Genomic DNA, 25,896 nt, shown 5'->3' with positions numbered 1-25,896 from the left:
GGCTTCCGCCAGAAAACCGGGGTTCGAGTCGGCTTCGGAAATCGGTCTGACGATATCCATGCGACCGGGGGCCGCGCTAGAACCGCGTCTCCTCTTCGCGTATCACCTGAAAGGCCTTGTTGGACTTCACCGTGCCGGGCAGGCCCCAGAACTTTTTCACGCCTTCCACCTCGCCCGGCAACAGGTCGTCCACGTCGGTGTCGAGCAGCAGGATGTCGCCCTCCTTGAGCGAGAGCAACTGGCGTCCGCTGAGTTGGGTGCAGCCGAAGCGCACCACCAGCTCCACCGTGGTCTCCATGAGCCGTTCCTTGAAGCGCGAGATCCAGGCGTGGTCCACTTCGAGCCGTTCCGATTGGAACGAGGCGTACAGCTTGGACCGTATGGGTTCTATGGTGGCGTAGGGCAGGCAGCAGATCATGGAGCCGATGGCGTTTTCCAGCTCCACCTCGAAGGTGACCACCACCACCACGTCCGAGGGCGGCACGATGGCCGCGAACTGCGGGTTGATTTCGGAGCGGATGAGCTCCACGTGCACCTCGTGCACCGGCCGCCAGGCCTCTTCGAGGTTGATGAGCGCCACCCGCACCACCTTCGAGATGATGGCCTGCTCGATGGGGGTGAAGTCGCGGCCTTCCACCTTGGGCTGGGACCCGGCCCCGCCGAAAAAGTTTTCCACCAGGGCGAAGACCAGGCGCGAGTCCACCACGAGGATGGCGTTGCCGCGCAGCGGGTCGAGCTTGAAAATGTTGATGGACGTGGGCACCGGCAGGGAACGCATGAAGTCCCCGAACTTGGACATGTCGATGGAGATGGGGTTCACGTCCACGCGCTTGCGCATGGCGTTGGCCATGGCGTTGGTGGCCAGGCGCGAAAAGCGGTCGTTGATGATTTCGAGAACGGGCATACGCCCGCGAATGATCCGGTCCTGGTTGGAGAGGTCGAAGGGCACGATGCCGGAATCGTCCTCCAGCACCTCGGAGTCGGTTTCGATCTCGCCGCCGGTGAGACCCCGCAACAGGGTATCGACTTCGTCCTGGCTGAGTATCTTGCTCATGCGCTGTCCGCCGTGGGCGCGTTTTGGCCGATCACTGGATCAGCCGGTCGGTCACGTACACGTCCTTGATTCTGCCTTGGCCCATGATCTGGTTGATGCGGGCCACCACTTCCTTGCGGAAGGTGATCATGCCTTCCAGCGAGGAAAGATCCGCCGCGGTCTTGGAAAGCAGCAGGGTGAGCACCGCGTCCTTGACCTTGGCCTGATAGTTGTCGGTGAAATCGCGCGCGGTGTCCTCGTCCTTGAAATCAAAATCCAGGCTGATCCGCACATAGCGGCGTCCGCCGGGATCGGCCAGGTTGGTGATGATGTTCTGAAAGCCGGTGACGGGTTTGGCTTCGTCCTTCTTGCCGTCTTTCTTTTCGGTCTTTTTCTCGTCTTTCTTCTTTTCTTCCTTCTTGTCTTCCTTTTTCTCTTCTTTCTTTTCTTCCTTCTTTTGTTCGCCTTCGGCCGGGGCCGCCTCCTCGGTGGCAGCCGGCTGGGCCTTGAAGAACTTTATGTAGGCGAAATAGCCGCCGCCGCCGAGAAGGCCCAGCACGAGCAGCAGCACGATGATGAGCAGCAGTTTGCTTTTCTTTTTCTTGGGGGCCTGTTCCGGGGCGTCGGCCATGACCGTCTCCTTTGCTTGGCGTTACCTGGACTCGCGCTCGCCGAACAGGTCGGTGCCCACCCTGACCAGGGTGGCGCCCTCCTCGACGGCTTGCTCCAGATCGTGGGACATGCCCATGGACAACTGGCCAAGGCCCGCGCCCAAGGCGTTCTCCAGCCGGTCTCGCAGTTCGCGCAACCCGGAAAACCAGGGCCGGGAGACCTCGCCGTCCTCTCCGAACGGCGGCAGCACCATGAGTCCCTCCAGGCGCAGGGCGTCGAAATCGCGCACCGCGCGGGCCAGGGCCTCGGCCTGGTCGGCCGGGCAGCCGGCTTTCTGGGACTCCGCGGCCAGGTTCACCTGCATCAGGACCTTCTGCACCACGCCTTTTTGCGCCGATTTTTCATGCAACAGGCGTGCCAGATCAAGAGAGTCCACCGTGTGGATCAGGTCGAACAACCCCGCCACGTATTTGACCTTGTTCTTCTGCAATCGGCCGATGAAATGCCAGGTCAGGCTCGGATCGGCCAGTTCGGCGATCTTTTCCACGGCTTCCTGCACGTAGGATTCGCCGAACAGCCGTTGTCCGGCGTCGGCCATGTCCCGCACCCGCTGGGCGGGGTGGGTTTTGGAGACCGCCACCAGGGTCACGTCCCCGGGGGAGCGTCCGCATTTTTGGCAGGCCGCGTCGATGCGCGCTCGCACGGTGGCCAGGTTCTTCGCCGCTTCGTTTACGCTGTGCATGTCTTCAGGTCCTTGGCGGGTTGCGCCTCGGGTGGGCGTAACACATTCGTCCGGGGTTGGAAAATGGCTATGAGCCCGGTCCGCGCCGCCCAGGCGGCCGCGGGGAGGGGCAGGGCGTCGCGGGATGCGACAACCCCGGCTGGGCGTGCCGACAGGACGCTATCATCCCGGTATTGCAGGCAATGGATGCCAGGGACCGCTCTTGCCAAGACGGGCGGCTTCCACTAGGGGTTGGCTTCTCCCTTCGTGCGAACCCCGCGTGTTCGTTTGTTGCGCGATCCGGCACGATCACCCGCAACGCTCAAGGTTCCGCCCGATGCACGACGTTTTCCCTGTGGCCCGATTCGAGGGCGTTTTGGTCTTTGTCCGGTCTTCTCTGCCGGCCGCGTCTTCCCCGGCCCAGCTCATGGGGTATGTCGCCTTCGTGCTGGGCGTCACGGCCTTTCTGCAAAAAAGCGATGGCCGGCTTAAATTCTTCAACGCCAGCCAGTGCCTGGCCTACACGGCCCACTTCGCCATGCTCGGCAATTACGCCGCCTCGTCGAGCGCCCTGGTGTCCAGCGTGCGTTCGTTCCTGGCCCTGCGCTTCCACAGCCGGACCCTGGCCGCGGCCATCGTGGCGATCAACCTGGTCTTGGGGGCGTTGACCGCCAACGTCTGGTGGGGCTGGCTGCCCGTGGCCTCGTCGTGCATCTCCACGGTGGCCGTGTTCACCATGCGGGATGTGGCCTTGCGCGTGGCCCTGCTCGCCTGCACCGCGCTCTGGCTGACCAACAACGTGTTGAGCGGGTCCATCGGGGGCACCCTGTTGGAATGCCTTATCGGCGTGGCCAACATCCACACCATCTTCCGTCTGTTGCGAAGCCGGAAGCCCGGATAGCAGGCTGTTGAAAAATCCTCGCTGGCTGCGTTGCTGCGGAAAGCTCAAACCCTCAACGGATGCCAACTCCGCTTCGGGCTTGACTTTTTTGCGCGCCTTGCCAGCCAGTTTTTTGAACAGGCTGCACGAATCGACTTTTTGGGCGGTCAAATATCCCCGTGTCGCGCGGTCGGGACGCGACGCGAACGCGGATCAGGTATCGTCTTCGTCCGGTGTGTTGGACGGACAGGGTTCGGTGGCGTCACTTCCGCCCCAGGTGAGCATTTCCCCGAGAAAAATGGAGTCGAGCCGGTCCAGAAAAGCCTCGCTGGCTTTTTTCCACACCCAGCTCGTGGGGCACGTCTCCAGGCGGGGGCAGGGCTTGCCCGCCCGCTCGCAGGATACCAGGCTCAGGTCGCCTTCGAGGGCCCGCACCACCTCGCCCATGGAAATGGTTTCGGCCGGACGGGCCAGAACGTGTCCGCCCCTGGCCCCGCGATGGCTTTTGATGAGCCCGGCCCGCTTGAGGGATCGGGAAAGCTTTTCGAGATATTTCACGGAAATGCCCTGCCGCCTGGCAATCTCGCCAATGCGCACCGGCCCGCCGGTGTCGTTGGCGGCCAGGTCGAGCAGCATGCGCGTTCCGTAGCGACTGCGCGTGGTCAACTTCATGGCGTTCTCCGGGTCGAAAGTCGCGAAGCCGCGCCGGCGCAAGGCCATGCGACGGCCATTCCAACGTTTGTATAGGCACAGGTCCATGAGAACGCAAGCGCGCCAGGTGGGCGCGGCCGGAGAAAAGCGTTGACGAAGCCCGCGACGAAACAGCATCTTTGCCCCATGCGCGCCTTCCTGCTCAACGCCGCCGATTCGGGAAATCCTGACTGCCGCCAGGGAGCGGACGCCCTGAGCCGGGCCCTGGACGACTTCGGCCTGGACGTAAGCGAGGTCCACCTGGCCGAGATGTCCGTGGCTCCCTGCAAGGGCTGTTTCGGCTGCTGGGTATCCACTCCGGGCGAGTGCCTCCAGACCGACGCCTTGAAATGCATCGCCGGGCAGGTGGTTTCTTCGGATTTGTGGGCGCTCTACGCGCCTCTGGCCTTCGGGGGCTACGGCTGGCGGCTCAAGCAGGTTCTCGACCGCCTGATCGGTCTGGTGTCGCCGCTTTTCGAGTGGGGCGTTCCCACACGGCACAGGCCCCGCTACAGCCGCTATCCGGCCATGCTGGGGGTGGGGTGGCTCCCCGCGCCCGATCCCGAGCAGGAGCGCCTCTTCGCCCGGATCGTGGCCCGCAACGCCTACAACATGCACGCCCCGGCCAGCGCCGCCCTGGTGCTCGCCGGCGACAAGGACTGGGCCGTCCGGCGCAAGATCTGCCTGGCCGCCCTGGGAGGGCTCCTGCCGTGACCGATCGCCACACCAGGGCGCTTTTGTTGCTGGGCAGCCCGCGTCGTCTGGGCGCGTCGGCCAAGATGCGCGGCTATCTGGCCGACCGTCTGGTGGAAGCCGGGTGCGAAGTCAGGACTCTCAGTCTGGTCAAGCTCATCGGAACCGAAAAGGGCCGGGCCAAGCTGGCCACGGAAGCCGCCTGGGCCGGTCTGTGCCTGCTCTGCGCCCCCGTCTACGTGGACGGTTTGCCCGGACCGGTGGTGCGCGCCCTGGAATTTTTGTCCGACGACCGACCGGCCTTCGTTCCGGGAACGCGATTCGCGGCCGTGGTCGTGTGCGGCTTTCCCGAATCCGAAAACACGGCCATCGCCCTGGACATGTGCCGGCTCTTCGCCCGCCGGGCCGGGCTGGAGTTCGCCGGCGGCCTGGGCGTGGGCGGGGCGGGGGCCTTTTCCGACAAGCCGCTGGAAACCCAGGGCGCCCTGACCCTGCGTTTGCGCCAGGGACTGGACCAGGCCGCGTTGGCCTTCGCGCGCGGCCAGGCCATCCCGGAAAGCGCCGTGCACCTTGCGGCGGGTCCCCACGTCAACAGGCGCTTCTACCTGTTCATGGCCTCGCTCGGCATGCTGACCCAGGCCCGCAAGCATCGCGTCCTGCGCAAGCTGTGGCGAACGCCCTTTCAAAAGCCGTGAACCAGCGTCCCGGTTTTCTCTTTCTGGCCTGCCCGGACCCGGAAATGCTCAAACGCCGCCTGGATACCGCCCTGCGGGAGGCCGGCGGGGGCTTCACGCGCCAGGTGTTCTGGGGCGACGCCGACGACTTCGGCCCGGCCTATTGGCAGGCCCTTGCCACGGTGAGTCTGTTCGCCACCCCCTCGCTCCTGGTGCTGCGGCGCGCCGAGGCGCAGGGGGCCGACTTCTGGGAAAAGCTCACGCGGCCCCTGTCCGGGTTCAACGAATACGTCTGGCCGGTGTTTTGTCTCGAAGGCTCCCAGGACCCCAAGAAGGGCTACGCCCCGCCCAAGGCCCTGGCCGCCAAGCCCTACTGGAAGCTGGCCCGGGAAAAGGGCTGGCTGTGGACCTCTCCGGGGCTTACCGCGGACACCATGCTGCCCATGCTCAAGGACTGGGCCGCGTCGCGCCGCCTGCGCCTGGGCAAGGACGTGGCCCGCGAGCTGGCCAGGCTGCTCCCCACGGACATGACGGCCGCCGCGCGGGAACTGGAAAAGCTCGAGCTGGCGGCCGAGGGCGAGGTGCTTCCCGAACACCTCGAACTGGTGAGTTTTCAGGTCGGCATGGATACCTTCGCCTTTGTGCGCGCCCTGGTGGAGGGGCGCGATCCGTCCGGGGTGTGGCGCAAGATCCTGGGCAACGAACTGGCGGGGGACGAGGGGCTGGTGTTCGCCTTTCTGGCGCTCATGCTTCGTGACGCGCGCATCATGTGGCAGCTTTTGCACGGCGAGGACGAGGGGATTCGCCTGTGGCCCAAGCTCCGGCAGGAGCGCGAGGCCATGGCCAGGCGGTTGGGCGTTTCCGGCCTGGCCCGCTTTTGGGAGGCGGCCATGGAAGCGGAGTGGGGCATAAAAAGCGGCCAGCGCACCCCGGACCAGGCCATGGAAATGTTGGCCGCCGGGTTGTCGTCCCTGGCCGGTCGGAGATAGACGGTATGGTTTTCCCGGTTTTCGCGGCCACGGTTCGGGATTTTCCCGATTTTATCCCCAACACGGCGACATTTGTATTTTTTTCCCCGCCGACCCTTGCGCAAGGGGCTCGCGATGCTTAAAAAAGAGAGTCCTCCCCATTATCTTGGGCATCGGGGCCGCCTCAAGGAACGCCTAGGCGTCGACTCCCGCTCCCTGGCCGACTACGAAGTGCTCGAACTGTTGCTGGGGTACGCCAACCCCCGACGCGACGCAAAACCCCTGGCCAAGGCCCTTATCGAGCGTTTCGGCGGGTTGCGCGGGGTCTACCAGGCCAGAATCGGGGAACTGCGGACCATGGAGGGCTTCGGGGAGGGCCTGGCGGTCTTTTGGACCTTGTGGCGCGAATTTTTGGCCCGCCTTGGCGAGCAGGACATTCCCGAACGGGTGGAGGTGGACGAGCCTGACGTGGTGGCCAATCTCGCCCGGGAACGCCTGGGCACCCTGGTGGGCGAAGAGTTTTGGGTGCTTCTGCTCGACGCCTCGAACAAGGTTGTGGGGTGGGAGCGGGTCAGCCGGGGCACCGTGGACCAAACCCCGGTCTACCCCCGCGAAGTGCTGACTCTGGCCCTGACGAAACAGGCGGTGGGCGTCATCTTGGTGCACAACCATCCGAGCGGCAACCCCAAGCCTTCGGACAAGGACAAGGAGATCACCCGCCAGATCAAGTTGGCCGCCCACGGGGTGGGGGTGAAGGTGCTCGACCACGTAATCGTGGCGGGCAAGACCTTTTTCAGCTTCAGGAAGGGCAGGCTTATTTGACCAACCCGCGGGCCAGGCCCGCGCGACGCACGGGAGGCTCCATGGCCAAGAGCTTGCGGTGTCTGGTGAGCGGCAGGGTGCAGGGGGTGTTTTTCCGGTCCTTCGTGCTTTCCCAAGCGCTCAGCCTGGGGGTGAACGGCTACGTGCGCAACAAAACCGGCGGCGACGTCGAGGTGGTGGCCCAGGGAAAGCCCGAAGTGCTTCGGGAACTGGTCGAGCGGCTGCACGGTGGTTCGCCGCTGGCCAAGGTGACTTCGCTTCGCACCATGTGGGTGGTGGACGAACCTCCCCACGAGGGTTTTCACATCAGACGCTAGGTCTCGGCGCACGCCGAGCGTTTTGTTTTCGCGAGACAGTCTTCCTAAGGAAACCAAGGAGCGATCCATGACCATAGATCCCAACGAAACTTCCCGGCCCGAAAGCCTGAGCGCGGAAAACGCCGAGGCCCCGGTGTCGGAAAACGACGCCTCCCAGTCGCCCGACCAGGCCCGGCTCGACATCCCCGGTGTCTTGCCGGTTTTGGCCGTGCGCGACATCGTGGTGTTCAATTACATGATTCTGCCTCTGTTCGTGGGGCGGGAGAAATCCGTGGCCGCCGTGGACGCGGCGCTCAATTCCAATCGGTATATCCTGATTCTCACCCAGAAGGATGAGAAGATCGACGATCCCAAGCCGGACGAGCTCTACGAAACCGGCACCGTGGGCATGATCATGCGCATGCTCAAGATGCCGGACGGCCGGCTCAAGGTGCTGGTGCAGGGTTTGGCCCGGGCCAAGGTGACGGGGTTCGAGAAGACCGAACCCTATCTGGAGGCCTCGGTGATCGTGCAGGAGGAAAACGAGCCCAAGGAGCTGGGCGTGACCGAAGAGGCCCTCATGCGGGCCGCGCGCGAGCAGAGCGAACGCATTCTCACCCTGCGGGGCATTTCCTCGACCGACATCATGGGCGTGCTCAACTCGGTCAACGAGCCCGGCCGCCTGGCCGACCTCATCGCCTCGAACCTGCGCATGCGCGTGGAGGACGCCCAGAACATCCTGGAGACCCTGGACCCCATGGCCCGCCTTGAGATGGTGAACACCCAGCTCAACAAGGAGGTCGAGGTGGCCTCCATGCAGGCCAAGATCCAGTCCATGGCCAAGGAGGGCATGGACAAGGCCCAGAAGGACTTCTTCCTGCGCGAGCAGATGAAGGCCATCCGCAAGGAGCTGGGCGAGGGCGGCGAAGAGGGCGAGGAGCTCGAAGAGCTGCGCGAGACCCTGGAAAAAGCCGGACTGCCCAAGGACGTCAAGGCCGAGGCCGACAAGCAGCTCAAGCGTTTGATCTCCATGCACCCGGATTCGTCCGAAGCCTCGGTGATCCGCACCTACCTGGACTGGCTGGCCGACCTGCCCTGGAAGAAGCTCTCCAAGGACCGTCTCGACATCAAGGAGGCGGCCCGGATTCTGAACGAGGACCACTACGACCTGGAAAAGGTCAAGGAGCGCATTCTCGAATACCTGTCGGTGCGCAAGCTCAACCCCAAGATGAAGGGGCCCATCCTGTGCTTCGTGGGGCCTCCGGGCGTGGGCAAGACCTCGCTTGGGCGGTCCATCGCCCGGTCGCTCGGGCGCAAGTTCGTGCGCATGTCGCTCGGCGGCATCCGCGACGAGGCCGAGATTCGCGGCCACCGGCGCACCTACATCGGGTCCATGCCCGGTCGGATCATTCAAGCCATCAAGACCGCGGGCACGAGAAACCCGGTCATCATGCTCGACGAGATCGACAAGGTGGGCGCGGACTACCGGGGCGACCCCACCAGCGCCCTGCTCGAAGTGCTCGACCCGGAACAGAACAACAGCTTCTCGGACCACTACCTGGGGGTGCCGTTCGACCTGTCCAAGGTCATGTTCGTGTGCACGGCCAACATGCTCGACACCATCCCCGGCCCCCTGCTGGACCGCATGGAAGTGATCCGCATCCCCGGGTACACCGAACAGGAAAAGGTCAAGATCGCCAGGCGCTACCTGCTGCCGCGCCAGATCAAGGAGAACGGACTCAAGAAGGCCGACATCGAGCTTTCCGACGCGGTGCTGGCCAAGATCATCCGCGACTACACGCGCGAGGCCGGGCTGCGCAACCTGGAGCGCGAAGTGGGCTCGGTGTGCCGCAAGCTGGCCCGCAAGAAGGCCGAGGGCGAACCGGGGCCCTTCAAGGTGGCCCCCAAGACCCTGCCCAAGCTGCTGGGCGTGCCGCGCTTTCTGGACGAGGAAACCGAACGCGACCTGCCTCCGGGCGTGGCCGTGGGCCTGGCCTGGACCCCGGTGGGCGGCGAGATCCTGCACATCGAGGTGACCACCATGCCGGGCAAGGGCGGGCTGACGCTTACCGGCAAGCTGGGCGACGTGATGAAGGAGTCGGCCCAGGCCGCGCTGTCCTACGCCCGGTCGCGGGCCGAGAAGCTGGGCATCAAGCCCGACTTCAACGAGAAGCTCGACATTCACGTGCACGTGCCGGCCGGGGCCACGCCCAAGGACGGCCCCTCCGCCGGCGTGACCCTGGTGACCGCGCTGATTTCGGCGCTCACCAACACGCCCATCTGCAACGACCTGGCCATGACCGGCGAGATCACCCTGCGCGGGCGGGTGCTGCCCGTGGGCGGCATCAAGGAGAAGATCCTGGCCGCCATGGCCGCGGGCATGAAGCGGGTCATCATTCCGGCCCGCAACGCCAAGGACCTGCAGGACATCCCGGCCGACCTGCGCGGCAAGATCAAGGTGCAGCTCGTGGAGCACATCGACGAGATCTGGCCCCTGGCCTGCGCCCGGGAGCCGGAGGCGGTGGCCCGGACGGATGAAAAGGCGGTTGAGAACTAGGCCGCCGCGAAAAACGATACTCGGAGTGAGAAAACGGCCCGGGGCGAAAGCCTTTGGGCCGTTTTTATTCTTTGTCGCGGTCAGGGACGCGGCTTGTCGCCTCCCTCAACACCGCACCTGATTGCGGCCCGAGCTTTTGGCCAGATAGAGGTTGTCGTCGGCGCGTTTGATGAGTTCGTCCACGGTGTCGCCGGACCGCAACTGGGAGACGCCCACGCTGGTGGTCACCGAGAAGGCCGTCTCGCCCGAGCGCATGATGGTGAGCGCTATCTTGTCGCGGATGCGGTTGGCCACGTTGCAGGCCCCGTCCAGGCAGGTCTCCGGGGCCACCACCAGAAATTCCTCGCCGCCGAAACGACCCACCTCGTCGTAGATGCGCAGTTCCGACGCGATGAGCGCCGACACCCGCTTGAGGGTTTCGTCGCCCACCAGGTGGCCGTAGGTGTCGTTGACCAGCTTGAAGAAGTCCAGGTCGAACAGCAGCACGGAAAGGCAGGCCTCCACTCGCGCGGCCCGGGCCACCTCCTTTTCGAGCCGGGTGAAAAGGGCCCTGCGGTTGGCTATGCCGGTGAGGTAGTCCCGGTTGGCCCGCTCCACGAGCAGGGCTTCGTATTTCTTGCGGGCGGTCACGTCCTGCACGAAGGCCAGCATGTGCAGCCTGCCGTCCTCCGTGTCCAGGATGGACGTTGAGATGTTCACGATCTTGCGTTCGCCGGTCTTGCAGTCGATTTCGCGTTCCAGTCCGCTGACCTCGTTGCCCTGGCTGAGCAGGGTGAAAATCCGTTGGGTCTCGCGGCGTTTGTCCGGGTCCTGCTGCAGGGCGTTGGGCCAGCCGAGACGGTTGATTTCTTCCAGGGTGTAGCCGGTGATGGCGGTCATTTTGTCGTTCCAGACAGAGAACTCGACAAAAAGCGGGGGCGGGGCGGAACAGCCGACGCAGATGCCCTCGGCAGCTTTTTCGATGATCTTTTTGCTGAAGGACGCTTCTTTCTGAAGCCGGAGCATCTGGTTTTTCATGGGAATGTCGATACCTTTTTTCCTGAACGTGGCCTGAAAACGAAAAAGCCGCCATGAGGGAACGGGGATCCCTTCTGGCGGCTCGGCTGTCTCGCGTTGAGACCCGTGGCTTTCCGGACACCTGCCTCACGGCAGGGTAGGCTTTTCAAAATCGAGCCTATAGTGAAGGGCAATACCTCCGTCAAGACCGGAAGGGCTTGGGCGGAAGCGGGGGGCGGTCAAGGTTGGCCACTGGGTTTCCGTTTTTCGCAATCGGAAAAGACCGCGGAGAGGGGAATGCCCCGCTCGGAGTCGGACCGGAGCGCCTTCCTCTTGCCCGAATCGGCCATCCGGGCTAGCAGTCCGTGGAAACAACAGAATCGAGCAACCTGTTCAAAAACATGCGGACAAGACTCGGCAAACGGTTCCACCCGGTGCGCAGTGCGCGCACGCGAGGATCTGGCCGTTTCGATGCGACACGGGTGTCGGGCATGGTCCACAGGTTGCCAGGGGAGCGGGCATGAGCGGAAACACCTTCGGACGCCTTTTTCGACTGACCACGTTCGGCGAATCCCACGGACCGGCCCTGGGCGGGGTGGTCGACGGCTGTCCTCCCGGCGTGCCCCTGGACGAAGACCGCGTCCAGACCGGGCTGGACCGGCGCAAGCCCGGACAGGGCGCGGCCTCCACGGCCCGCAAGGAGCCGGATCGCATCCGCCTGCTCTCCGGGGTGTTCGAAGGGCTGACCACTGGCACGCCCATCGGCTTCGTGATTGAAAACACCGACCAGCGCTCCCGCGATTATTCCGCCATCAAGGACCTCTATCGACCGGGACACGCGGATTTCACCTACCAGGCCAAGTACGGTCGACGCGACTACCGGGGCGGCGGACGGGCCTCGGCCCGGGAGACGGCCGCCCGGGTGGCCGGCGGCGAGGTGGCCAGGGCCCTGCTCCAGGGAGTGGGGATTGCGGTCTTTTCCTACACCCTGGAGTTCGGCGACATCCCCTGCATGGTCACGGACCCGAAAAACGCCCACACCCGGCCTTTCTACGCACCCGACGACGCCATCGTGGACCTGTGGGACGACCGGGTGCGCCAGGTCAAGGCCGAAGGCGACTCCATCGGCGGGGTGGTGGGGGTGACGGCCACCGGGGTTCCGGCGGGCTTGGGAGAACCGGTGTTCGACAAGCTGGATGCGCGCCTGGCCTACGCGCTCATGGGCATCGGCGCGGTGAAGGGGGTGGAGATCGGCGGCGGCCTGGGGTCGGCCAGGGCCTATGGATCAAAAAACAACGACGCCCTGACGCCCACCGGGTTCGAGACCAATTTCGCCGGGGGAATCCTGGGGGGCATCAGCTCGGGCCAGGACATCACCGCCCGGGTGGCGGTCAAACCCATTCCCTCGGTGGGCAAGGAGCAGCGCACCGTGACCACGGCCGGCGAACCGACCACGCTTCGCGTGCCGGGACGCCACGACGTGTGCGCCATTCCCCGCATCAATCCCGTGATCGAGGCCATGGTGCTCCTCACCTTGGCCGATTTCTGGCTTCTCGACCGAAGGGGAGCCTAGCGGCCTGCTGAATAATCCTCGCTGGCCGCGTTGCTCCAAAATAACGCAAACCCTTCACGAGGTTCAGCGCCTTGAAGACCCGGGTCGTGAGGTCGGCCGCAAGAGCCGGCCCAAGGCCTGGGTGTCCTCGCCGTTGGGGAGGCTTTTCTTGGAGAAGTCGTTCTCATGGGGGCAAGGTGTCGCGGGAAATCAAGTCCGCCGTGCACGGTGGGACTTCGCCTCGACGATTTGTAGCACATCGAAATTCCAGAGTCTTTAGAGCGCATGCGCCACGGGATGCCGGGGGGGACTCGCCCGCTTCCTCTCGTCGGTGTTGCGTCGCATTGTTTCGGCAAAGGGTACGCATGCGTTTTGTGTCTGCGAACGGGCTGTGAAAACAAGCGTTTTCCTCGGCCCGGGAACGCCCGGGTATCGGGCGAAGAGCGAACACGACCCCTTGACCGGGTTCTTTGTTGAGTATACTCACTGAGTTTACTCAACCAATGAATCCACTTGAGGGCACCATGAAACACCCCGCCACGCGCCGAAAAGCCGCGGCCCTGGAAACGCGGCGTCTGATCCTGGCCGCCGCCAAGGCGATCTACTCGGAGGAAGGCGCCGTGGACGCGCCGATCAGCCGTTTGGCTCGCCAAGCCGGAGTGGCCGAGGGCACGATCTTTTCCCATTTTCCAGACAAACCGTCCTTGCTGGCCGCGGCCCTGGAGGACGAAATCGACACCGTACTCACCGCCGCCTGGGCGGATACGCCGCGCCATGGCGCCTGCCGGGATCAACTGCTGCACTTGGCTTCCAGGCTGTACGCCTTTTATTCCCTTCGTCCGGCCCTGTTTCGGGTCCTGGTCAAGGAGTCGCTGTTCCTGCGGGGCGAGTGGGGCCGGCGCGTGGTGGAGTACACCCTGCGTTTCGTCGGCCAGGTGGCGCAACTGATTGAAGAAGCGAAACGGCGAGGCGAATACCGCGAAACGACCGACAGCCTGTTGGCGGGGAGAAGTTTTTTCGGCCTGTATTTCATCGAGTTGGTGGACGCCTTGAGCGCCGAAACCTTTGACGCGGACCAGGCGACCTCCCGGCTCGATGCGGCATGGAACCAGTTCGAACAGGGATTGCTCGACACCACGGAGGGGCGGGGATGAAATTTTTCGATTATTTGAAGTGGATCGTGACCGGCCAGGCGGGCGCATATTGGCGTCTTTCCCGCAGCATGAAGGGGCTCTATACGGTGTGTTTTTTGGCCCGGGCGGGGCAGTCGGGACTTCTGGCGGCGCTGGGATCGGGGTCGCGTTCGACGCCCGAGCTCTTGCGCGCCATGCGGCTTGAACCTGGGGCGGCCCCGGTTCTGGAGGCGTTTTTGCACCTCGGCCTGACCGTGGGACAGCTCGCCCGGGACGATGGGCGCTTTCGTCTGAAGGGGCGGTTGGCCCGCTCCCTGTCGCGTGCGGCCTTCGATCCGTTTCTGGCCCTGGCCGAGGAGGTCGGCGGACTGCACGTGTCCTACATCGGCAAGGCCTTGGACCGGGAAACCGATCCACGGGAGCTCCTGGAGGTGACCGACCGGTTTTCCGAGATCATCGCCCGCTCGTCCCGCGTGGCCGAACCGGTCCTCAAGAATGTTCTGGAGGGGATCCTCCCGCGCTCGGGCGCGTTCGAGTTGTTGGAGATCGGCAGCGGGTCGGGCGCGTACCTGCTCCACGCCCTGGCGTGGAATCCCGGGCTTGTGGCCACGGGCGTCGAACGGGTGGAGTCCATCGCCCGGGACCTGGAACAAAAGATCCGCGCCGCCGGGTACGCCTCCCGGGCCCGGGTGCTGGCCAGCGACGTGCGCGCCCTGGATTTTTCCGGCCGGTTCGATTGCATCACGCTCTTAAACAACCTCTACTACTTTCCGGAGTCCGAGCACACGCAGCTTCTGGGCCGCCTGTACGGCTGGCTGAAACCGGGTGGCACACTGGCCGTCGCCACCCTGTGTCGCAACGGAAACGCCCCCCTCGACGCGGTCATGCACATGTGGTCGGCCATGACTCCCGGGGCTTCCGTTCTGGTCGATCCCGAAGCGTTTCCAGGGGTCATGGGGCGGGCTGGGTTTTGCGTCGACGTGGTTACGCCCTCGGCCGTCGCGCCGGGCTTCAAGGTGTTTTTGGGACAGCGGCCCATGGACGCGTGAACGAAGTCCGCATGCCGGAGCGCGTTTTCGGGGAGCCCGATTTCCGGGCTCCCTTTTTTGTTGGTCCAAGGGCCTGGAGGGGCGCGGACCGCGGGTTCGCGGCAATAGAGGAAAAGCGTTTTTCGGTTGCAAAAAGGAAAAAAATCACATAATATGTAAAATTGAGCCGAATCCAAGGGTCTGATCTGGGTTGACCCGAGGATGGCGCACGGCTCGACATGGGGACGCCGGCGACGACCGGCGTTTGGGATTTCCTGGTTTCGGTTGTTTTCCACGGCCAGGTCTTTGGCAATTTTTTCAGCAGAAGGGGGAGTTTGTGAAGCGCTGTCTTTTGGGATTGGTTGTTCTTGGCCTTATGATTGGACTCGGCGTCCAGGCCAAGGCGGAATCGCGAGTGAGAATGGTTGGCGATGCGCGGATACACGCCACCTATTTTCAAAACGTCAACTATACCGGCTGGAACTACAACGGCACCAGAACCATTGACGATTTTCTCATCTGGGAGCGCTTTCGCCTGCGCACCGACTTTTTCGCCAACGAGAACCTGAAGTTTCGTCTGGGTATCCGCGTCAACAACCGCATCTGGGGCAGCAACACCTTCACCGTGGACAATCCCACCCCCTGCCTGGATGTCTATCAGGCCTTTCTGCAGTTCAAGTGGCCCAACACCGAGGCGGAATTCACCGTGGGCCTGATCAACTTCGATCTGCCCCTGTCCAACTCCATTTTCAACGCCAACCCGGTGATCGGCACGCGCTCCACCGTGGCCATGGTCACCATGCCCCTGCTGGACAAGACCCTGGGCCTCAATGCCGGTTTCGTCCGCTGGCTCGACACCAACGCCCTGTTCGCCGCCAACACCACGCCCTCCAGCGACACCCTGGACGGCTACTTCCTGGCCCTGCCCGTGACCCTGGACGGCTTCAAGGCCACTCCCTGGGGCGTGCTGGGCGTGGCGGGCCGCGGTGCCGGGTACTGGAACACCCCCGTGGGCTCCTATCCCAACGTAAACAACGAAAACCTGCTCACCAACCTGATGAGCGCCGGCTACGGCGCCACGCCCAACGGGCTGCGTGACAACGTGAATCTCTACTACTGGGTGGGCAGCTCCTTCAGCGTGACCGCCCTGGATCCGTTCCATTTCTACGCCGACGTGATCTACGGCGGAGGCAACGACTCGGACCGGTCCAAGAACCGCCGCCACGGCTACTTCATCGACGCCGCGGTGGAATATGTGGGTCTTGAAGCGGTCACCCCGCAGTTGTCGTTCTGGTACGGTTCGGGCGAAGATTCGTCCACGGTCAACGGTTCCGAACGCATGCCCGTGGTGGCCAACTTCTGGGGACCGAGCAACTCGTTCCTTTTCGACAGCTCCCAGGCCTATCAGCTCAACAGCATGACCCTGAACGCCATGGGCAGCTGGGGCTTCGTGGCCGCCCTGAACAAGATTTCCCTTATCAAGGACAATCTCAGCCGGGTGACCGTCTCCTACGCCATGGGGAACAACTCGCGCCAGGCCGTTCGCGCCGGCAACCTCATCTGGGGAGCGAACACCTTCTTCCAGATGGGACGCGACTTGGCCCAGGGCGACTCGGTCGTGGCCATCGGACTCGACCATCAGTACAACATCTACGAAAACCTGGCGCTCATCGTGGAGACCGGCTGGGCCCACGGCACGTTCCAGCAGTCCGTTTGGGGTCGGCGCTTCACGCATGAAGCTTCCAAGTCCGACGCGGTCAAGGTTTCCTTCGGTTTTCAGTACAAGTTCTAAATCGACCGCAGGCGCTCTGCGCACCGGGGGAGGGAGTCTTCACGCAAGAGGGGCTCCTTCCCCCGTTTTCTTTTGTCGCTTGGCGGGCGCCACGAGTTTTGCGTCGCGTTCCCGCGTCACCCGCATTGACCCGCGCGGGCCCTGGTCGTACAGGTTCGAAAACTCCGTCTTCGGCGGATGACCAAGGACCGGAAATGTCCGTTCAGGAATGGAAAATCGGCTTTCGCATGGCGGCCTCGCTCAAGAAGAACGGGGACGAGCCCGAGGCCGCTCCGACGGACAAAAAAGTCTTCGTCTACGCCGAGCGCAACGAAGAGGGCGTCATTCACGTCCAGCCCCTGAACGCCCAGGACTACCCCGTGGGCGAGCCGACCGTGTTGGAGCTGGAGGACTTTCTGGCCGCCTACACCCCCGAGCCGCTCTACTATTTCAATCGCATCAAGCCCGCCATGCAGAAGGTGGCCCGAAACCTGGCCAAAGGGGACAGGCACCTGGAAGAAAAACAGTACGCCAGGGCCGAAAACGACTACCGCAAGGTGCTGTCCGTCGACGAAGACAACATCCGGGCCATCTTCGGACTGGGCATCGCCTGCCTGTCCCTGGACAAGGTCGAGAGCGGACTGGCCATCTTTGACAAGCTCATGACGCTGGATCTGGCCTTCGGGCCGGAACACAAGCACCTCTTCAACCTCTTCGGCATACAAATGCGCAAGTCCGGCCTGTACGAGCAGGCCGTGACCTACTACCAGCGCGGCATCACGCTCAATCCCGAGGACGAGCATCTGCATTTCAACGCCAGCCGTTCCCACTTCGAACACCAGAACATGATCGGGGCGTACGTGAGCCTGGCCAAGGCCCTGGAGTTGAACCCCGACTTCCTGGAGGCCCTGCTCCTGCAAAAGGCGCTGCTCAAGGCCTCGGGCATGACCTGGGCCCAGCTCAAGCTGGAAAGCATGCGCCTGAGCCAGAACAAGGACGTGGTCGGTCTGGACCTGGACGGAGCGCCCTGGCTGGAGGAGTAACCCCCCGGGGCCGTTCTTCGCCTGTCGCTGGCGGTCCGCAGGTTCCGACCCCGTTTCCGACTCCGTTTCCGACTCCGGCCCCGTTGCGGCTCCGTTGCGGCCCGACTCCGGCGCGTGCCGCCCGGGCCTGTCCCTGCGCCGGCAAGCGCCGTGGAGCGCCTGCCGGGGCCGAGTTTCACGTGAAATGGCTCGGGATCGCGCGCGCTTGGACCCGGGATTGCGCCAGGGGCGAAAAAAAGGGAGGAGCGCCGGTCCGGCCGCTCCTCCCCTGACGTTTCAAGCCGTTGCCTTTTCGGGCGTCACCCCATGTTCACCGCCTGGGGCAAGTCGTCGCTGGCCGGGCTGGAATCGGCTTCGATGCCGCAGCAGTGAATCATTTCGGTGTTGGCCGCTCCGGCCGGCACCATGGGGAACACCATGGCCTCGCTGTCCACGCGGGCGTGGATCAGGCAGGGGCCTTCCTGGTCCAGGGCGTCGCTCAGGGCCTGGGCGGGATGTTTTTCCTCGTCCAGGTCCACGCCGCGCACGCCGAAGGCCTGGGCCAGGGCGGCGAAATCCACCTGGCCGGAGTAGCTCGACTGGCTCTTGCGGCCGAAGAACAGCTTCTGTTGCTGCACCACCAGGCCCAGGCTCTGGTTGTCGAGCACCACGATCTTCACGTTGGCTCCGGTTTCAGCCAGGGTGGCCAGTTCCTGAATGTTCATCTTCAGGCTGCCGTCGCCGGTGAACAGCACCACCCGCGCTTCGGGATCGGCCAGGGAGGCACCGATGGCCGCGGGCAGGCCGAAGCCCATGACGCCCAGGCCGCCCGAGGTGAGCCAGCGGCCGGGTTTGGCGAACGGAAAGTGCTGGGCCACGAACATCTGGTGCTGGCCCACGTCCGTGACGATGATCGAGTTCTCGTCGACGCGGTCGGCCACGGCTGCGATGACGTGGCGGGCGTGGCCGGCCTGGGGCTTTTCACCGGTCTGGGGCGCGGCTTCGCGCAGGGTGCGGATCCTGTTCAGCCAGAGCTGGCGTTCCTGGGGGGCCAGGGCGTCGGCCAGGGCCGAGAGGGTCTTGGCCGAATCGGCCACGATGGCCACCTCGGGATTGAGGATGCGCCCCATCTCGCCGGCGTCGAGGTTGATGTGGATCAGCCTGGCGTTGCGGCAGAAGGTCGAAACCACGCCCGTGGCCCGGTCGTCGAAGCGGTTTCCCACGGCCACCAGCGCGTCGCACTCGTCCAGGGCCTGGTTGGCCCAGGCGTGGCCGTGCATGCCGTGCAGGCCCAGGCTCAGGGGGTGCCCGGCGGGGATGGCGCCCAGGCCCATGAGGGTGGCGGTGACGGGCATCTGCACCTTTTCGGCCAGGGCCAGGGCCTGCGAGGCCGCGCGCACCGCGCCTCCGCCCAGCAGCAGCATGGGGCGCTTGGCCGTGCGGATGATTTCAGCCGCGCGGGCCACGGCGTTGGCGTCCGGCGCCGGAGTGTCCGGGGTTTTCACCTCGAGGAAGGGGTGGGTTCCCATGACCTGGCTCTGCACGTCGCGGGGGATGTCCAGCAGCACCGGGCCGGGGCGTCCGGCGGCGGCCAGGGCGAAGGCCTTGGCCAGAAATTCGGGCAGTTGGTTGGCGTCGTCCACCCGCACGCTCCATTTGGTGATGGACTGGGTGATGGCCACGATGTCCACTTCCTGGAAGGCTTCGGTGCCGAGCATGGACCGGGGCACCTGGCCGGTCAGGCAGACCAGGGGAACGGCGTCGCGACGGGCGTCGGCGATGGCGGTGACCAGGTTGGTGGCCCCGGGACCCGAGGTGGCCATGCACACGCCGGGCTTTCCGCTCAGGCGGGCCATGCCCTGGGCCAGGAACCCCGCGCCCTGTTCGTGCCGGGTGAGCACATGGCGCACCACGCCGCTGTCGGCGAAGGCATCGTACAGAGGCAGAATGGAGCCGCCGGGGATGCCCGCGACCACGCGCACGCCCTGGCGTTTCAGAAATTCGACGATGTAGCGCGCACCGGTCATACCCATGGAAAACCTCCAGACGGTTGGTCGGCGCGGCGCAAGGGGGAGCAGAGCAGGAAAGAAAAACCCCCATCGGCGTCCGCGCCAACGGGGGTTAAAAACGAAAGCTACACGCTGTTCATCCCACGCGGGCGAGACCCAGGCATACGGTCATGCCTACTACGAGGGATAGGACGAGGGTGTTGGTTTGCATATTCATGGCGATCACGTGTTTTGCAAGTACGCCGGCTCCGAAATTCTGTCAACGGGGCGGTGGAATTTTTCTGCGCCCCCTTCCCCCGGCCCCCTCCCGCCGTCGATCGAGGCGAGAAACGGATTCGTCCGTCGTTTTGTAGTACACCCGGCGTCTTCCCCAAGGTCCCGGCGTCCGGGCGACGCGTGTTCCCGTGCGGCGGGGGGAAAGGGTGGGGGGCGGCGCGTTCCCCGTGAACGGGTTTGATCTGAAATCCGTAAGCAACAGGTATAGGCTCGTACATCGGAAACAGTAGCGTCCAACACCCTGAAAAGGCAGGGCTGACGGGCGCGTCGCGCCGTTCATTTTTCTTTTCCCTTGCCCTTTATGACAGATGGGCTATAGAGACTTCCAGCGTTCCAACCCTTTGGCCCCGTGCGTTTCATGGCTCAAAACACGTTGCTCTCAGACTACCAGCTCGACATCTTCAGGGAGCTCATCAATATCGGCATGGGCAAGGCCGCCGGACTCATCAACCAGATGGTCGATTCCCATGTCAGCCTCGAACTGCCCGAAGTGGTTATTCTCGGCGGCAAGGACGAACTGGCGCAGCGCATGGGCATCACCCCGGACGCCATGCTGTCCACGGTGCGCATGGGCTTCAAGGGTGAACTCGAAGGCTGGTCGGGGCTGATCTTTCCCCGCTCCAGCGCCTCGTGGCTGGTTTCGCGCCTGATCGGCGACCTCGACGACGCCTCCATGGACTTCGACTCCCTGCGCATCGGCGCCATTCAGGAGGTGGGAAACATCGTGCTCAACGGCGTGATGGGCTCCATCGCCACCATGCTGGAAAAGAGCCTGGACTACTTTCCCCCGGACTACTTCGAGACCAGCGTCAAGGGCCTGTTCGACATCAATCCCGACGACGACGGCATCATCCTGGTCGTCAAGACCCGCTTTCTCATCGAACAGGGCGTGGCCGAGGGTGACATCGTGGTCTTTTTTCAGGTGGCCGCGTTCGACAAGCTGCTGGCGGCCATGAACGCGCTGGGCGGTGGCGGCGTATGCTAGCCGCGCTGTTTCAGCCGCCTTCGTCCGGTCAGTCTCCGCGTTTCGCCGCCATCGACTTCCTGCCCATGGGCATTTTGGCCATCGACCGCGAGCACCGCATCGTGTTCTGGAACGCCTGTCTGGAATCGTGGACCGGACTGGAGCGCGGCGCCGTGCTGGGACGCGACCTGCGCCAGGCCTTTCCCCTGTTCGCCAAGCCCCTGGTGGTCAGGCGTGTGGCCGACCTGTTCGCGGGAGGGCCGCCGGCCATTTTTTCCTATCACCTGCACAACTTTCTCATTCCGTCCCCCCTGCCCGGCGGGGGCTGGCGGTTGCAGCACTCCATGGCCTACGGGCTGCGCGACCAGACCGGACAGGTGGACGCCGTGGTCTTTTCGCTGCAAGACGTCACCGAGATCCACAAGCGTCTGCAGGAGAATTTGCGCGTTCAGGCTAAGCTCGAAAAAGAGGTGGCCCAGCGCAAGCGCATGGAAGTCCGGTTGCTCGAATTGGCCACCGTTGACATGCTCACCGGCGTCTTCAATCGCCGGGCCTTTCTCCGCGCCCTCTCCAAGGAGGTGCGCCGCTCCAATCGCTATGGGCACGCCCTGTCGCTGATTTCCCTCGATATCGACCATTTCAAGACGGTCAACGACAGCTTCGGCCACCTGACAGGCGACGAGGTCTTACGGGTGGTGGCCACCGTGTGCGCCGAAGAGGTGCGCGACATGGACACCTTTGGCCGGGTGGGCGGAGAGGAGTTCGCCGTGGTGCTGCCCGAGACCGTGGCGAAAAGCGCCATGATCGTGGCCGAGCGCATTTGCCGGCGCATTGCCGACACCGTGGTGCACAAGGACGCCCGAGAGATTCGCTGCACGGTGAGTTGCGGCGTGGCCGCGCTCGGCTCGGGGCAAAGCCTGGAAGACCTGCTCCACGCGGCGGACATGGCCTTGTACGAAGCCAAGGGCAAGGGCCGCAATCGCTGCGTCCTCGCCTCCTGCTGAATTCGTCCTTCCGAAATTCCGACTTCCGAAATTTTGACCCTGACGGTCGAGCCGAAATTAAACGTCGCGCGAAGCGCGTCCGGCGTCGATCAGCCTTGCGCGCGCTCGTCCAGGAGGATTTGGGCCAGGGCGTTCACGGTGGCGGCGGCCAGGGCCGACCCACCCTTGCGCCCGGCCAGGGCGATGTAGGGAATGCGGTCCTGGGCCATGAGCAGAGCCTTGGACGGGGCGGCGTTGACGAACCCCACCGGCATGCCCACCACGAGCGCCGGTTCCACGCGCCCCTCGCGGACGAGCTCCAGCAGGCGCAGCAAGGCCGTGGGCGCGTTGCCCAGGGCGAAGACCAGGGGGCCGGGCAGCTCTACGGCCGCGTCCATGGCCGCGCGGGCCCGGGTGACCCCCAGGCGCTGGGCCGTGGCCGCCACGTCGGGATCGCCCATGTGGCAGACCACGGAAAAGCCCAGGGCCTGACGACGCCGTTGCGGGATGCCCTCCTGGGCCATGCGGGTGTCGGTCACCACGGTGGCGCCGTGGGCCAGGGCGTCCAGTCCGGCCTCCACGGCCCGGGGATGGAAGCGCAGGTGATTGAGCAGGTCGAAATCCGCCGTGGTATGCACCAGCCGGCGGGCTATCACCCATTGCCGGCCGCAAAAGGGCCGCGGCTCCGGGGTTTCGGCGTCGATGATGGCCAGGCTCTCGCGTTCGATGGCCTGGGGCTCGAACACCGGCATCAGGGTCGTTTCGTCCATGGGGACTCCTTGTCGGCCTGGTGGTCCGGGGATCGAACCGGTCAGGCCAGGGCGGACCGGTACACGCCTTCGAGCTTGGCGGCCACGGCGTCCCAGTTGAGCGTGGTGGCCACCAGGCGGCGGGCGTTTTCGCGCACGGTTTCCCGCCGGGCCGGGTCGCTGACGGCCAGGGCCATCTGGTCGCCGAAGCCGATCCGGTCCGTGGGCGCGCTCACGTAGCCGCAGTCGTATTCGGTGAGGTAGCGGGCGATTTCCCCCACGGCGTTGGACACGATGGGAACCCCGGACGCCAGGTAGTCCCCGAACCGGATGGGGAAACGGGCCTTTTCGATGGGGTCGTCGTCCATGGGCAGGGCCAGGGCGTCGGCGCAGGCCAGGTAGGCGGGCACGTCCGCCGGGGGCTTTTCGCCCAGGCGCACGATATCGCCTCCGGCCCGCTCCAGGTAGGGCGCCAGGCGTTTTTCGAAGGCGTCCGGGATGTGCATGCGGCCCAGAAACACCAGCTTGAGCCCGGGAACCGCGGTTCGGGCGCGTTCGTAGGCGTCCAGCAGGGCGAACAGCGACTCGGTGTAGGTGTGGCCCATGGAAAGGACAATGGGCGCGTCCTGGGGCAGACCGACCGTGCGCCTGGCCTCGTCCTTGGAAAGGGGCGAGGGCGAGAGCGTGGGGCAGTTGGGAATGTTGTGCACGCGCGACCGGGGCACGCCCGCGGCCAAAAACGACGCTTCGAGCACGGCGCTGGCCGCGGTGCATTGCCTGGCCATGGCCGGCAGACGGTCGTTGAACCAACCCACCAGCCGCTGGTAGGGGCCGGGGTGCTGGTTGGCGAAGCCGCCCTTCCAGAGGTCGTCGTGGTCGAGCACAAGGCGAAGCCCGGGGCGCAGGGCGTGGGCGGTCAGGGTGGGCACGGCGATGGGGTGCAGGGGAAAGGCGAAGCTGTGCAACACCTGGGCGCGGGTGGTGAGCGCGATCCCGGTGTTCAGGACCATGCGCAGGGTGTGCAGGGTGTGAAACCCGCCCAGTCGCCGCTTGGGCAGCAGGACCGTGGTCAGTCCGCCCTCCCGGCGCACGCGCGGGCGCAGGGTGTCTTCCTTGCTGGCGCAGACCAGGGTCAGGCGGTGGCCCCGGCGCACCAGCGCCCTGGCCAGGTGCAGGCAGCGGAAATAGGTGCCGTAGTTTTCGACGTTGTGGTTGAGGTAGAGGATGTCCATCTAGAGGCCGGTCCTTTTGAAGAGGGCTTCGGGCAGGTTGCGCACCAGCCAGAGGATGGGCCGCCACACCGGGGTCACGTAGGCCACGTCCCGGCCTTTTTTCCAGGCCTTCCAGACGTGATGGGCCACGGTTTGGGGACTGGCGCAAAGTGGGCCGGCGAGCTTCAACCCGGTGGTCATTTTGGTGCGTGCGAACCCCGGGATCACCGTGAGCAGCCGCACCCCCGAGGCGTGCAGACGGTGGCGCAGGCCCGAAAGGTAGGCCGTGAGACCGGCCTTGGCCGCGCCGTAGACGTAGTTGGACTTGCGTCCCCGCTCGCCCGCGGCCGAGGAGTACACGATGAAAAAGCCGGACTTTCGGGTTTCGAAGTCCTTGGCCGCGATTTCCAGGATGCTGGCCGCCCCCACCAGGTTGACGGCGAACGTCCGGCGCACCAGGTCGAAGTCGTCCTGGGCGGTTTTTTGGTTCGGCAACAGGCCGAAGGCCAGCACCACGCCGTCAGGCTTTTGGGGAAGCGAGTCGTAAAACGCTTTGTGTGACGAAAAGTCGCACGCATCGAAATACAACTCGCATACGGACACCCCGTACGTTCGGGCCAGGGTTTGGCCCTTGGGCACGAGCGCCGCAAGATCGCGCGAGGCCAGGATCAGGTCGGCCTTTTCCCGCGCGGCGAATTCTTCGGCCAGGGCCAGGCCCAGGTCGGAATTGCCTCCAAGCACCAGGACGAGCATCAGTTTCCCCCCAAAGTGTTGTGCAGAAGTCGCAGCCCGAAGCGGACGTAGTTGGCCAGCACGCGCGGACGGGCGCCGGCCTGGACGAGCTTGCGCGCGATGTACGACGGACGCAAATGAAAACGCAGCAGGGTGTTGCGCCGGAAGGCCTCTATTTCGGCCATGCCCAGGTGCGCGGTGCCCACGGTGGGGGCGTTGAAGTAGTCCTTGCCGAGCACCGAATCGGTGATGAGCCCGTGGGCCACGGCCTCGTCGTGGAGGACGGTGCCGGGATAGGGCACGGCGATGTGCACTTCCAGGAAGTCGTTGTCCAGTTCGAAGATCAGGCGGCGGGTGGCTCCCAGGTGCTCGCGGCTTTCCCAGGGCAGTCCGATCAGGAAAAAGCCGAAGGTGAGTAGTCCCGCCTGTTTGGCCAGGGCCGTGGCCCGCCGGTTGTCCTCCACGGTGGTGCCTTTGCGGATGCGTTCCAGCGTCTCGGGGTGGCCGGATTCGTAGCCGAAGGCCACCAGCCAGCATCCGGCGCGTTTCATGGCGGCCAGGGTCTCCAGGCTGATGGGCTTGACCTTGGAGTTGGCCACGAAGCGGATTTTGCCCGCCAGGTCCGAACCGGTGATGGCCGCGCAGACTTCCTGGGCCCACTTCTGGTCGATGGTGAAGGTGTCGGACTTGAAGAAAAAGTCGCGGATGCCGTGCTTGTGGTGGCACTCGCGCAGTTCTTCGAGGATGTTGCCCGGCGAGCGCAGGCGCAGCTTGGACCCCGAAATGGTGGGAGTGACGCAGAAGATGCAGCGCGAAGGGCACCCGCGCGAGGTGGCGATGGTGGCCTGGGGTTCGCCGGTGTCCGGGCGCACGTAGAGCCGGTTTTCCAGAAGCGACCGGTCGGGAAAGGGCAGGGCGTCCAGGTCGGTTTCGAAACACGCGAAGGCGGTCTTCCGCCAGCCTCGCGCGTCGCGGTAGAGAATGCCGCCGATGTCCGGCAGGGCCGCCTGGTCGAAAAAGTGGGCGTCGATCAGCCGTCCCACCACAAAGTCGCTCTCCTGGCCGATGAGATAGTCCACGCGCGAAAGGTCCAGGTGGTCCAGCAGGGCCTGGTCCGGATCGAAGAAGATGGCCCCCTTGAGCAGCACCACCAGGTTGGGGCGCGCGTCCTTGAGCCGGGCCACCAACTCCAGGTCGGTGAAGATCGTGGCGTTGGTGATGGACACGAACACCGCGTCCGGCGCGAAGGCGGCGAAGTCGGCCAGGAGTTCGTCTTCGCTGCGCCGGCTGGTCTGGTAGTCGCGCACGAAGACTTCGTGGCCCCGGGCCTTGATCGCGGCGGCGGCGTAGCCCAGGTCGTTGGGCGCGCGCATGGTGGTGGCGGTGGAGTTTTCCACGTTGCCCTGGGAGCGGTCCTCCCCGCGCTGATAGAAGCGCCCGGGGGGGTAGAAGAGCATGATGCGTTTGGCGGGACGTGTGTCGGTCATGATTGTGGCATCCGGGAATTATCGCGTGCGGAGGTTG

Annotated in this window: 24 protein-coding genes and 1 riboswitch; of the genes, 14 read left to right on the top strand and 10 right to left on the bottom strand. The window is 64.8% G+C overall.

Annotated elements, in window-relative coordinates; translation table 11 throughout:
- Nucleotides 1-76: 76 nt before the first annotated feature.
- From fliM to ACYQ01_RS11830, 3 genes are read right to left on the bottom strand one after another with little or no spacing between them, the layout of a single operon-like run.
- Nucleotides 77-1,054: a flagellar motor switch protein FliM gene (gene fliM, locus ACYQ01_RS11840; RefSeq protein WP_459934070.1), complete on the bottom strand. Its 978-nt coding sequence runs from the start codon at nt 1,052-1,054 to the stop codon at nt 77-79.
- Between the two features lie 31 nt (nt 1,055-1,085).
- Complete coding sequence (locus tag ACYQ01_RS11835; protein WP_459934069.1) at nt 1,086-1,664, bottom strand: flagellar basal body-associated FliL family protein; 579 nt, start codon at nt 1,662-1,664, stop codon at nt 1,086-1,088.
- A 21-nt stretch (nt 1,665-1,685) separates the two neighbouring features.
- Nucleotides 1,686-2,387: a YggS family pyridoxal phosphate-dependent enzyme gene (locus ACYQ01_RS11830; protein ID WP_459934068.1), complete on the bottom strand. Its 702-nt coding sequence runs from the start codon at nt 2,385-2,387 to the stop codon at nt 1,686-1,688.
- A 316-nt stretch (nt 2,388-2,703) separates the two neighbouring features.
- Between ACYQ01_RS11830 and ACYQ01_RS11825 the strand changes: the two genes are divergently transcribed.
- Complete coding sequence (locus ACYQ01_RS11825; protein WP_459934067.1) at nt 2,704-3,267, top strand: YgjV family protein; 564 nt, start codon at nt 2,704-2,706, stop codon at nt 3,265-3,267.
- A 192-nt stretch (nt 3,268-3,459) separates the two neighbouring features.
- Here the strand turns inward: ACYQ01_RS11825 and ACYQ01_RS11820 are convergent, their stop codons facing one another.
- Nucleotides 3,460-3,918, bottom strand: a complete 459-nt coding sequence (locus ACYQ01_RS11820; protein WP_459934066.1) for an RrF2 family transcriptional regulator — start codon at nt 3,916-3,918, stop codon at nt 3,460-3,462.
- Between the two features lie 129 nt (nt 3,919-4,047).
- Here ACYQ01_RS11820 and ACYQ01_RS11815 point away from each other — a divergent pair, with 129 nt between their 5' ends.
- From ACYQ01_RS11815 to lon, 6 genes are all read left to right on the top strand, one after another.
- Nucleotides 4,048-4,650 (top strand): flavodoxin family protein, encoded by a 603-nt coding sequence (locus tag ACYQ01_RS11815; RefSeq protein ID WP_459934065.1) that lies wholly within the window; start codon nt 4,048-4,050, stop codon nt 4,648-4,650.
- Entirely contained in the window at nt 4,647-5,324 is a 678-nt protein-coding gene (locus tag ACYQ01_RS11810; protein ID WP_459934064.1) for an NAD(P)H-dependent oxidoreductase, read from the top strand. Before ACYQ01_RS11815 ends, ACYQ01_RS11810 begins: the two co-directional genes overlap by 4 nt.
- On the top strand, nt 5,321-6,292 hold the full coding sequence (locus ACYQ01_RS11805; RefSeq protein WP_459934063.1) for a DNA polymerase III subunit delta: 972 nt from the start codon (nt 5,321-5,323) through the stop codon (nt 6,290-6,292). The genes ACYQ01_RS11810 and ACYQ01_RS11805 overlap by 4 nt, the downstream gene beginning before the upstream one ends.
- A 114-nt stretch (nt 6,293-6,406) precedes the next feature.
- On the top strand, nt 6,407-7,093 hold the full coding sequence (gene radC / locus ACYQ01_RS11800; protein WP_459934062.1) for a RadC family protein: 687 nt from the start codon (nt 6,407-6,409) through the stop codon (nt 7,091-7,093).
- A 41-nt stretch (nt 7,094-7,134) separates the two neighbouring features.
- Nucleotides 7,135-7,410 (top strand): acylphosphatase, encoded by a 276-nt coding sequence (locus ACYQ01_RS11795; protein ID WP_459934061.1) that lies wholly within the window; start codon nt 7,135-7,137, stop codon nt 7,408-7,410.
- A 67-nt stretch (nt 7,411-7,477) separates the two neighbouring features.
- Nucleotides 7,478-9,946, top strand: coding sequence for an endopeptidase La (lon, locus tag ACYQ01_RS11790; protein WP_459934060.1), 2,469 nt, complete (start codon nt 7,478-7,480; stop codon nt 9,944-9,946).
- A gap of 105 nt (nt 9,947-10,051) precedes the next feature.
- On the opposite strand, the gene ACYQ01_RS11785 is transcribed toward lon, so the two are convergent.
- A complete protein-coding gene (locus tag ACYQ01_RS11785; protein WP_459934059.1) occupies nt 10,052-10,963 on the bottom strand; it encodes a sensor domain-containing diguanylate cyclase in 912 nt (303 codons plus the stop codon).
- A gap of 73 nt (nt 10,964-11,036) precedes the next feature.
- Nucleotides 11,037-11,115, bottom strand: a riboswitch (cyclic di-GMP riboswitch).
- Between the two features lie 347 nt (nt 11,116-11,462).
- On the opposite strand from ACYQ01_RS11785, the gene aroC reads away from it, so the two are divergent.
- From aroC to ACYQ01_RS11760, 5 genes are all read left to right on the top strand, one after another.
- Nucleotides 11,463-12,515: a chorismate synthase gene (gene aroC / locus ACYQ01_RS11780; RefSeq protein ID WP_459934058.1), complete on the top strand. Its 1,053-nt coding sequence runs from the start codon at nt 11,463-11,465 to the stop codon at nt 12,513-12,515.
- 503 nt (nt 12,516-13,018) lie between these two features.
- Nucleotides 13,019-13,648: a TetR/AcrR family transcriptional regulator gene (locus ACYQ01_RS11775; RefSeq protein ID WP_459934057.1), complete on the top strand. Its 630-nt coding sequence runs from the start codon at nt 13,019-13,021 to the stop codon at nt 13,646-13,648.
- Nucleotides 13,645-14,676 (top strand): SAM-dependent methyltransferase, encoded by a 1,032-nt coding sequence (locus tag ACYQ01_RS11770; RefSeq protein ID WP_459934056.1) that lies wholly within the window; start codon nt 13,645-13,647, stop codon nt 14,674-14,676. The genes ACYQ01_RS11775 and ACYQ01_RS11770 overlap by 4 nt, the downstream gene beginning before the upstream one ends.
- A gap of 316 nt (nt 14,677-14,992) precedes the next feature.
- On the top strand, nt 14,993-16,447 hold the full coding sequence (locus ACYQ01_RS11765) for an outer membrane homotrimeric porin (protein WP_459934055.1): 1,455 nt from the start codon (nt 14,993-14,995) through the stop codon (nt 16,445-16,447).
- Nucleotides 16,448-16,641: 194 nt separating this feature from the next.
- Entirely contained in the window at nt 16,642-17,469 is an 828-nt protein-coding gene (locus ACYQ01_RS11760) for a tetratricopeptide repeat protein (protein WP_459934054.1), read from the top strand.
- Between the two features lie 299 nt (nt 17,470-17,768).
- On the opposite strand, the gene ilvB is transcribed toward ACYQ01_RS11760, so the two are convergent.
- Entirely contained in the window at nt 17,769-19,481 is a 1,713-nt protein-coding gene (gene ilvB, locus ACYQ01_RS11755; RefSeq protein WP_459934053.1) for a biosynthetic-type acetolactate synthase large subunit, read from the bottom strand.
- 610 nt (nt 19,482-20,091) lie between these two features.
- Between ilvB and ACYQ01_RS11750 the strand changes: the two genes are divergently transcribed.
- Both ACYQ01_RS11750 and ACYQ01_RS11745 read left to right on the top strand, forming a co-directional pair.
- Nucleotides 20,092-20,718 (top strand): chemotaxis protein CheC, encoded by a 627-nt coding sequence (locus tag ACYQ01_RS11750; protein WP_459934052.1) that lies wholly within the window; start codon nt 20,092-20,094, stop codon nt 20,716-20,718.
- Nucleotides 20,712-21,701 carry a sensor domain-containing diguanylate cyclase gene (locus ACYQ01_RS11745; protein ID WP_459934051.1) on the top strand — a complete coding sequence of 330 codons (990 nt, stop codon included), beginning with the start codon at nt 20,712-20,714 and terminating at the stop codon, nt 21,699-21,701. The genes ACYQ01_RS11750 and ACYQ01_RS11745 overlap by 7 nt, the downstream gene beginning before the upstream one ends.
- A gap of 89 nt (nt 21,702-21,790) precedes the next feature.
- Here ACYQ01_RS11745 and ACYQ01_RS11740 read toward each other — a convergent pair whose 3' ends face one another.
- Genes ACYQ01_RS11740 through ACYQ01_RS11725 form a run of 4 tightly spaced genes read right to left on the bottom strand, consistent with a single transcriptional unit; the run spans nt 21,791 to nt 25,859 of the window.
- On the bottom strand, nt 21,791-22,450 hold the full coding sequence (locus tag ACYQ01_RS11740) for a precorrin-8X methylmutase (protein WP_459934050.1): 660 nt from the start codon (nt 22,448-22,450) through the stop codon (nt 21,791-21,793).
- 41 nt (nt 22,451-22,491) lie between these two features.
- The gene (locus tag ACYQ01_RS11735) at nt 22,492-23,661 is read right to left on the bottom strand and encodes a glycosyltransferase family 4 protein (protein WP_459934049.1); all 1,170 of its coding nucleotides are present in this window, start codon (nt 23,659-23,661) and stop codon (nt 22,492-22,494) included.
- A complete protein-coding gene (locus ACYQ01_RS11730) occupies nt 23,662-24,393 on the bottom strand; it encodes an SDR family oxidoreductase (protein WP_459934048.1) in 732 nt (243 codons plus the stop codon).
- Nucleotides 24,393-25,859: a B12-binding domain-containing radical SAM protein gene (locus ACYQ01_RS11725; protein WP_459934047.1), complete on the bottom strand. Its 1,467-nt coding sequence runs from the start codon at nt 25,857-25,859 to the stop codon at nt 24,393-24,395. Before ACYQ01_RS11725 ends, ACYQ01_RS11730 begins: the two co-directional genes overlap by 1 nt.
- Nucleotides 25,860-25,896: the final 37 nt, after the last annotated feature.

It is taken from the genome of Fundidesulfovibrio butyratiphilus, from assembly GCF_054657235.1.
The sequence above is the reverse complement of the archived record's forward strand: the minus strand, read 5'-3'. Positions and strand labels throughout refer to the sequence as shown.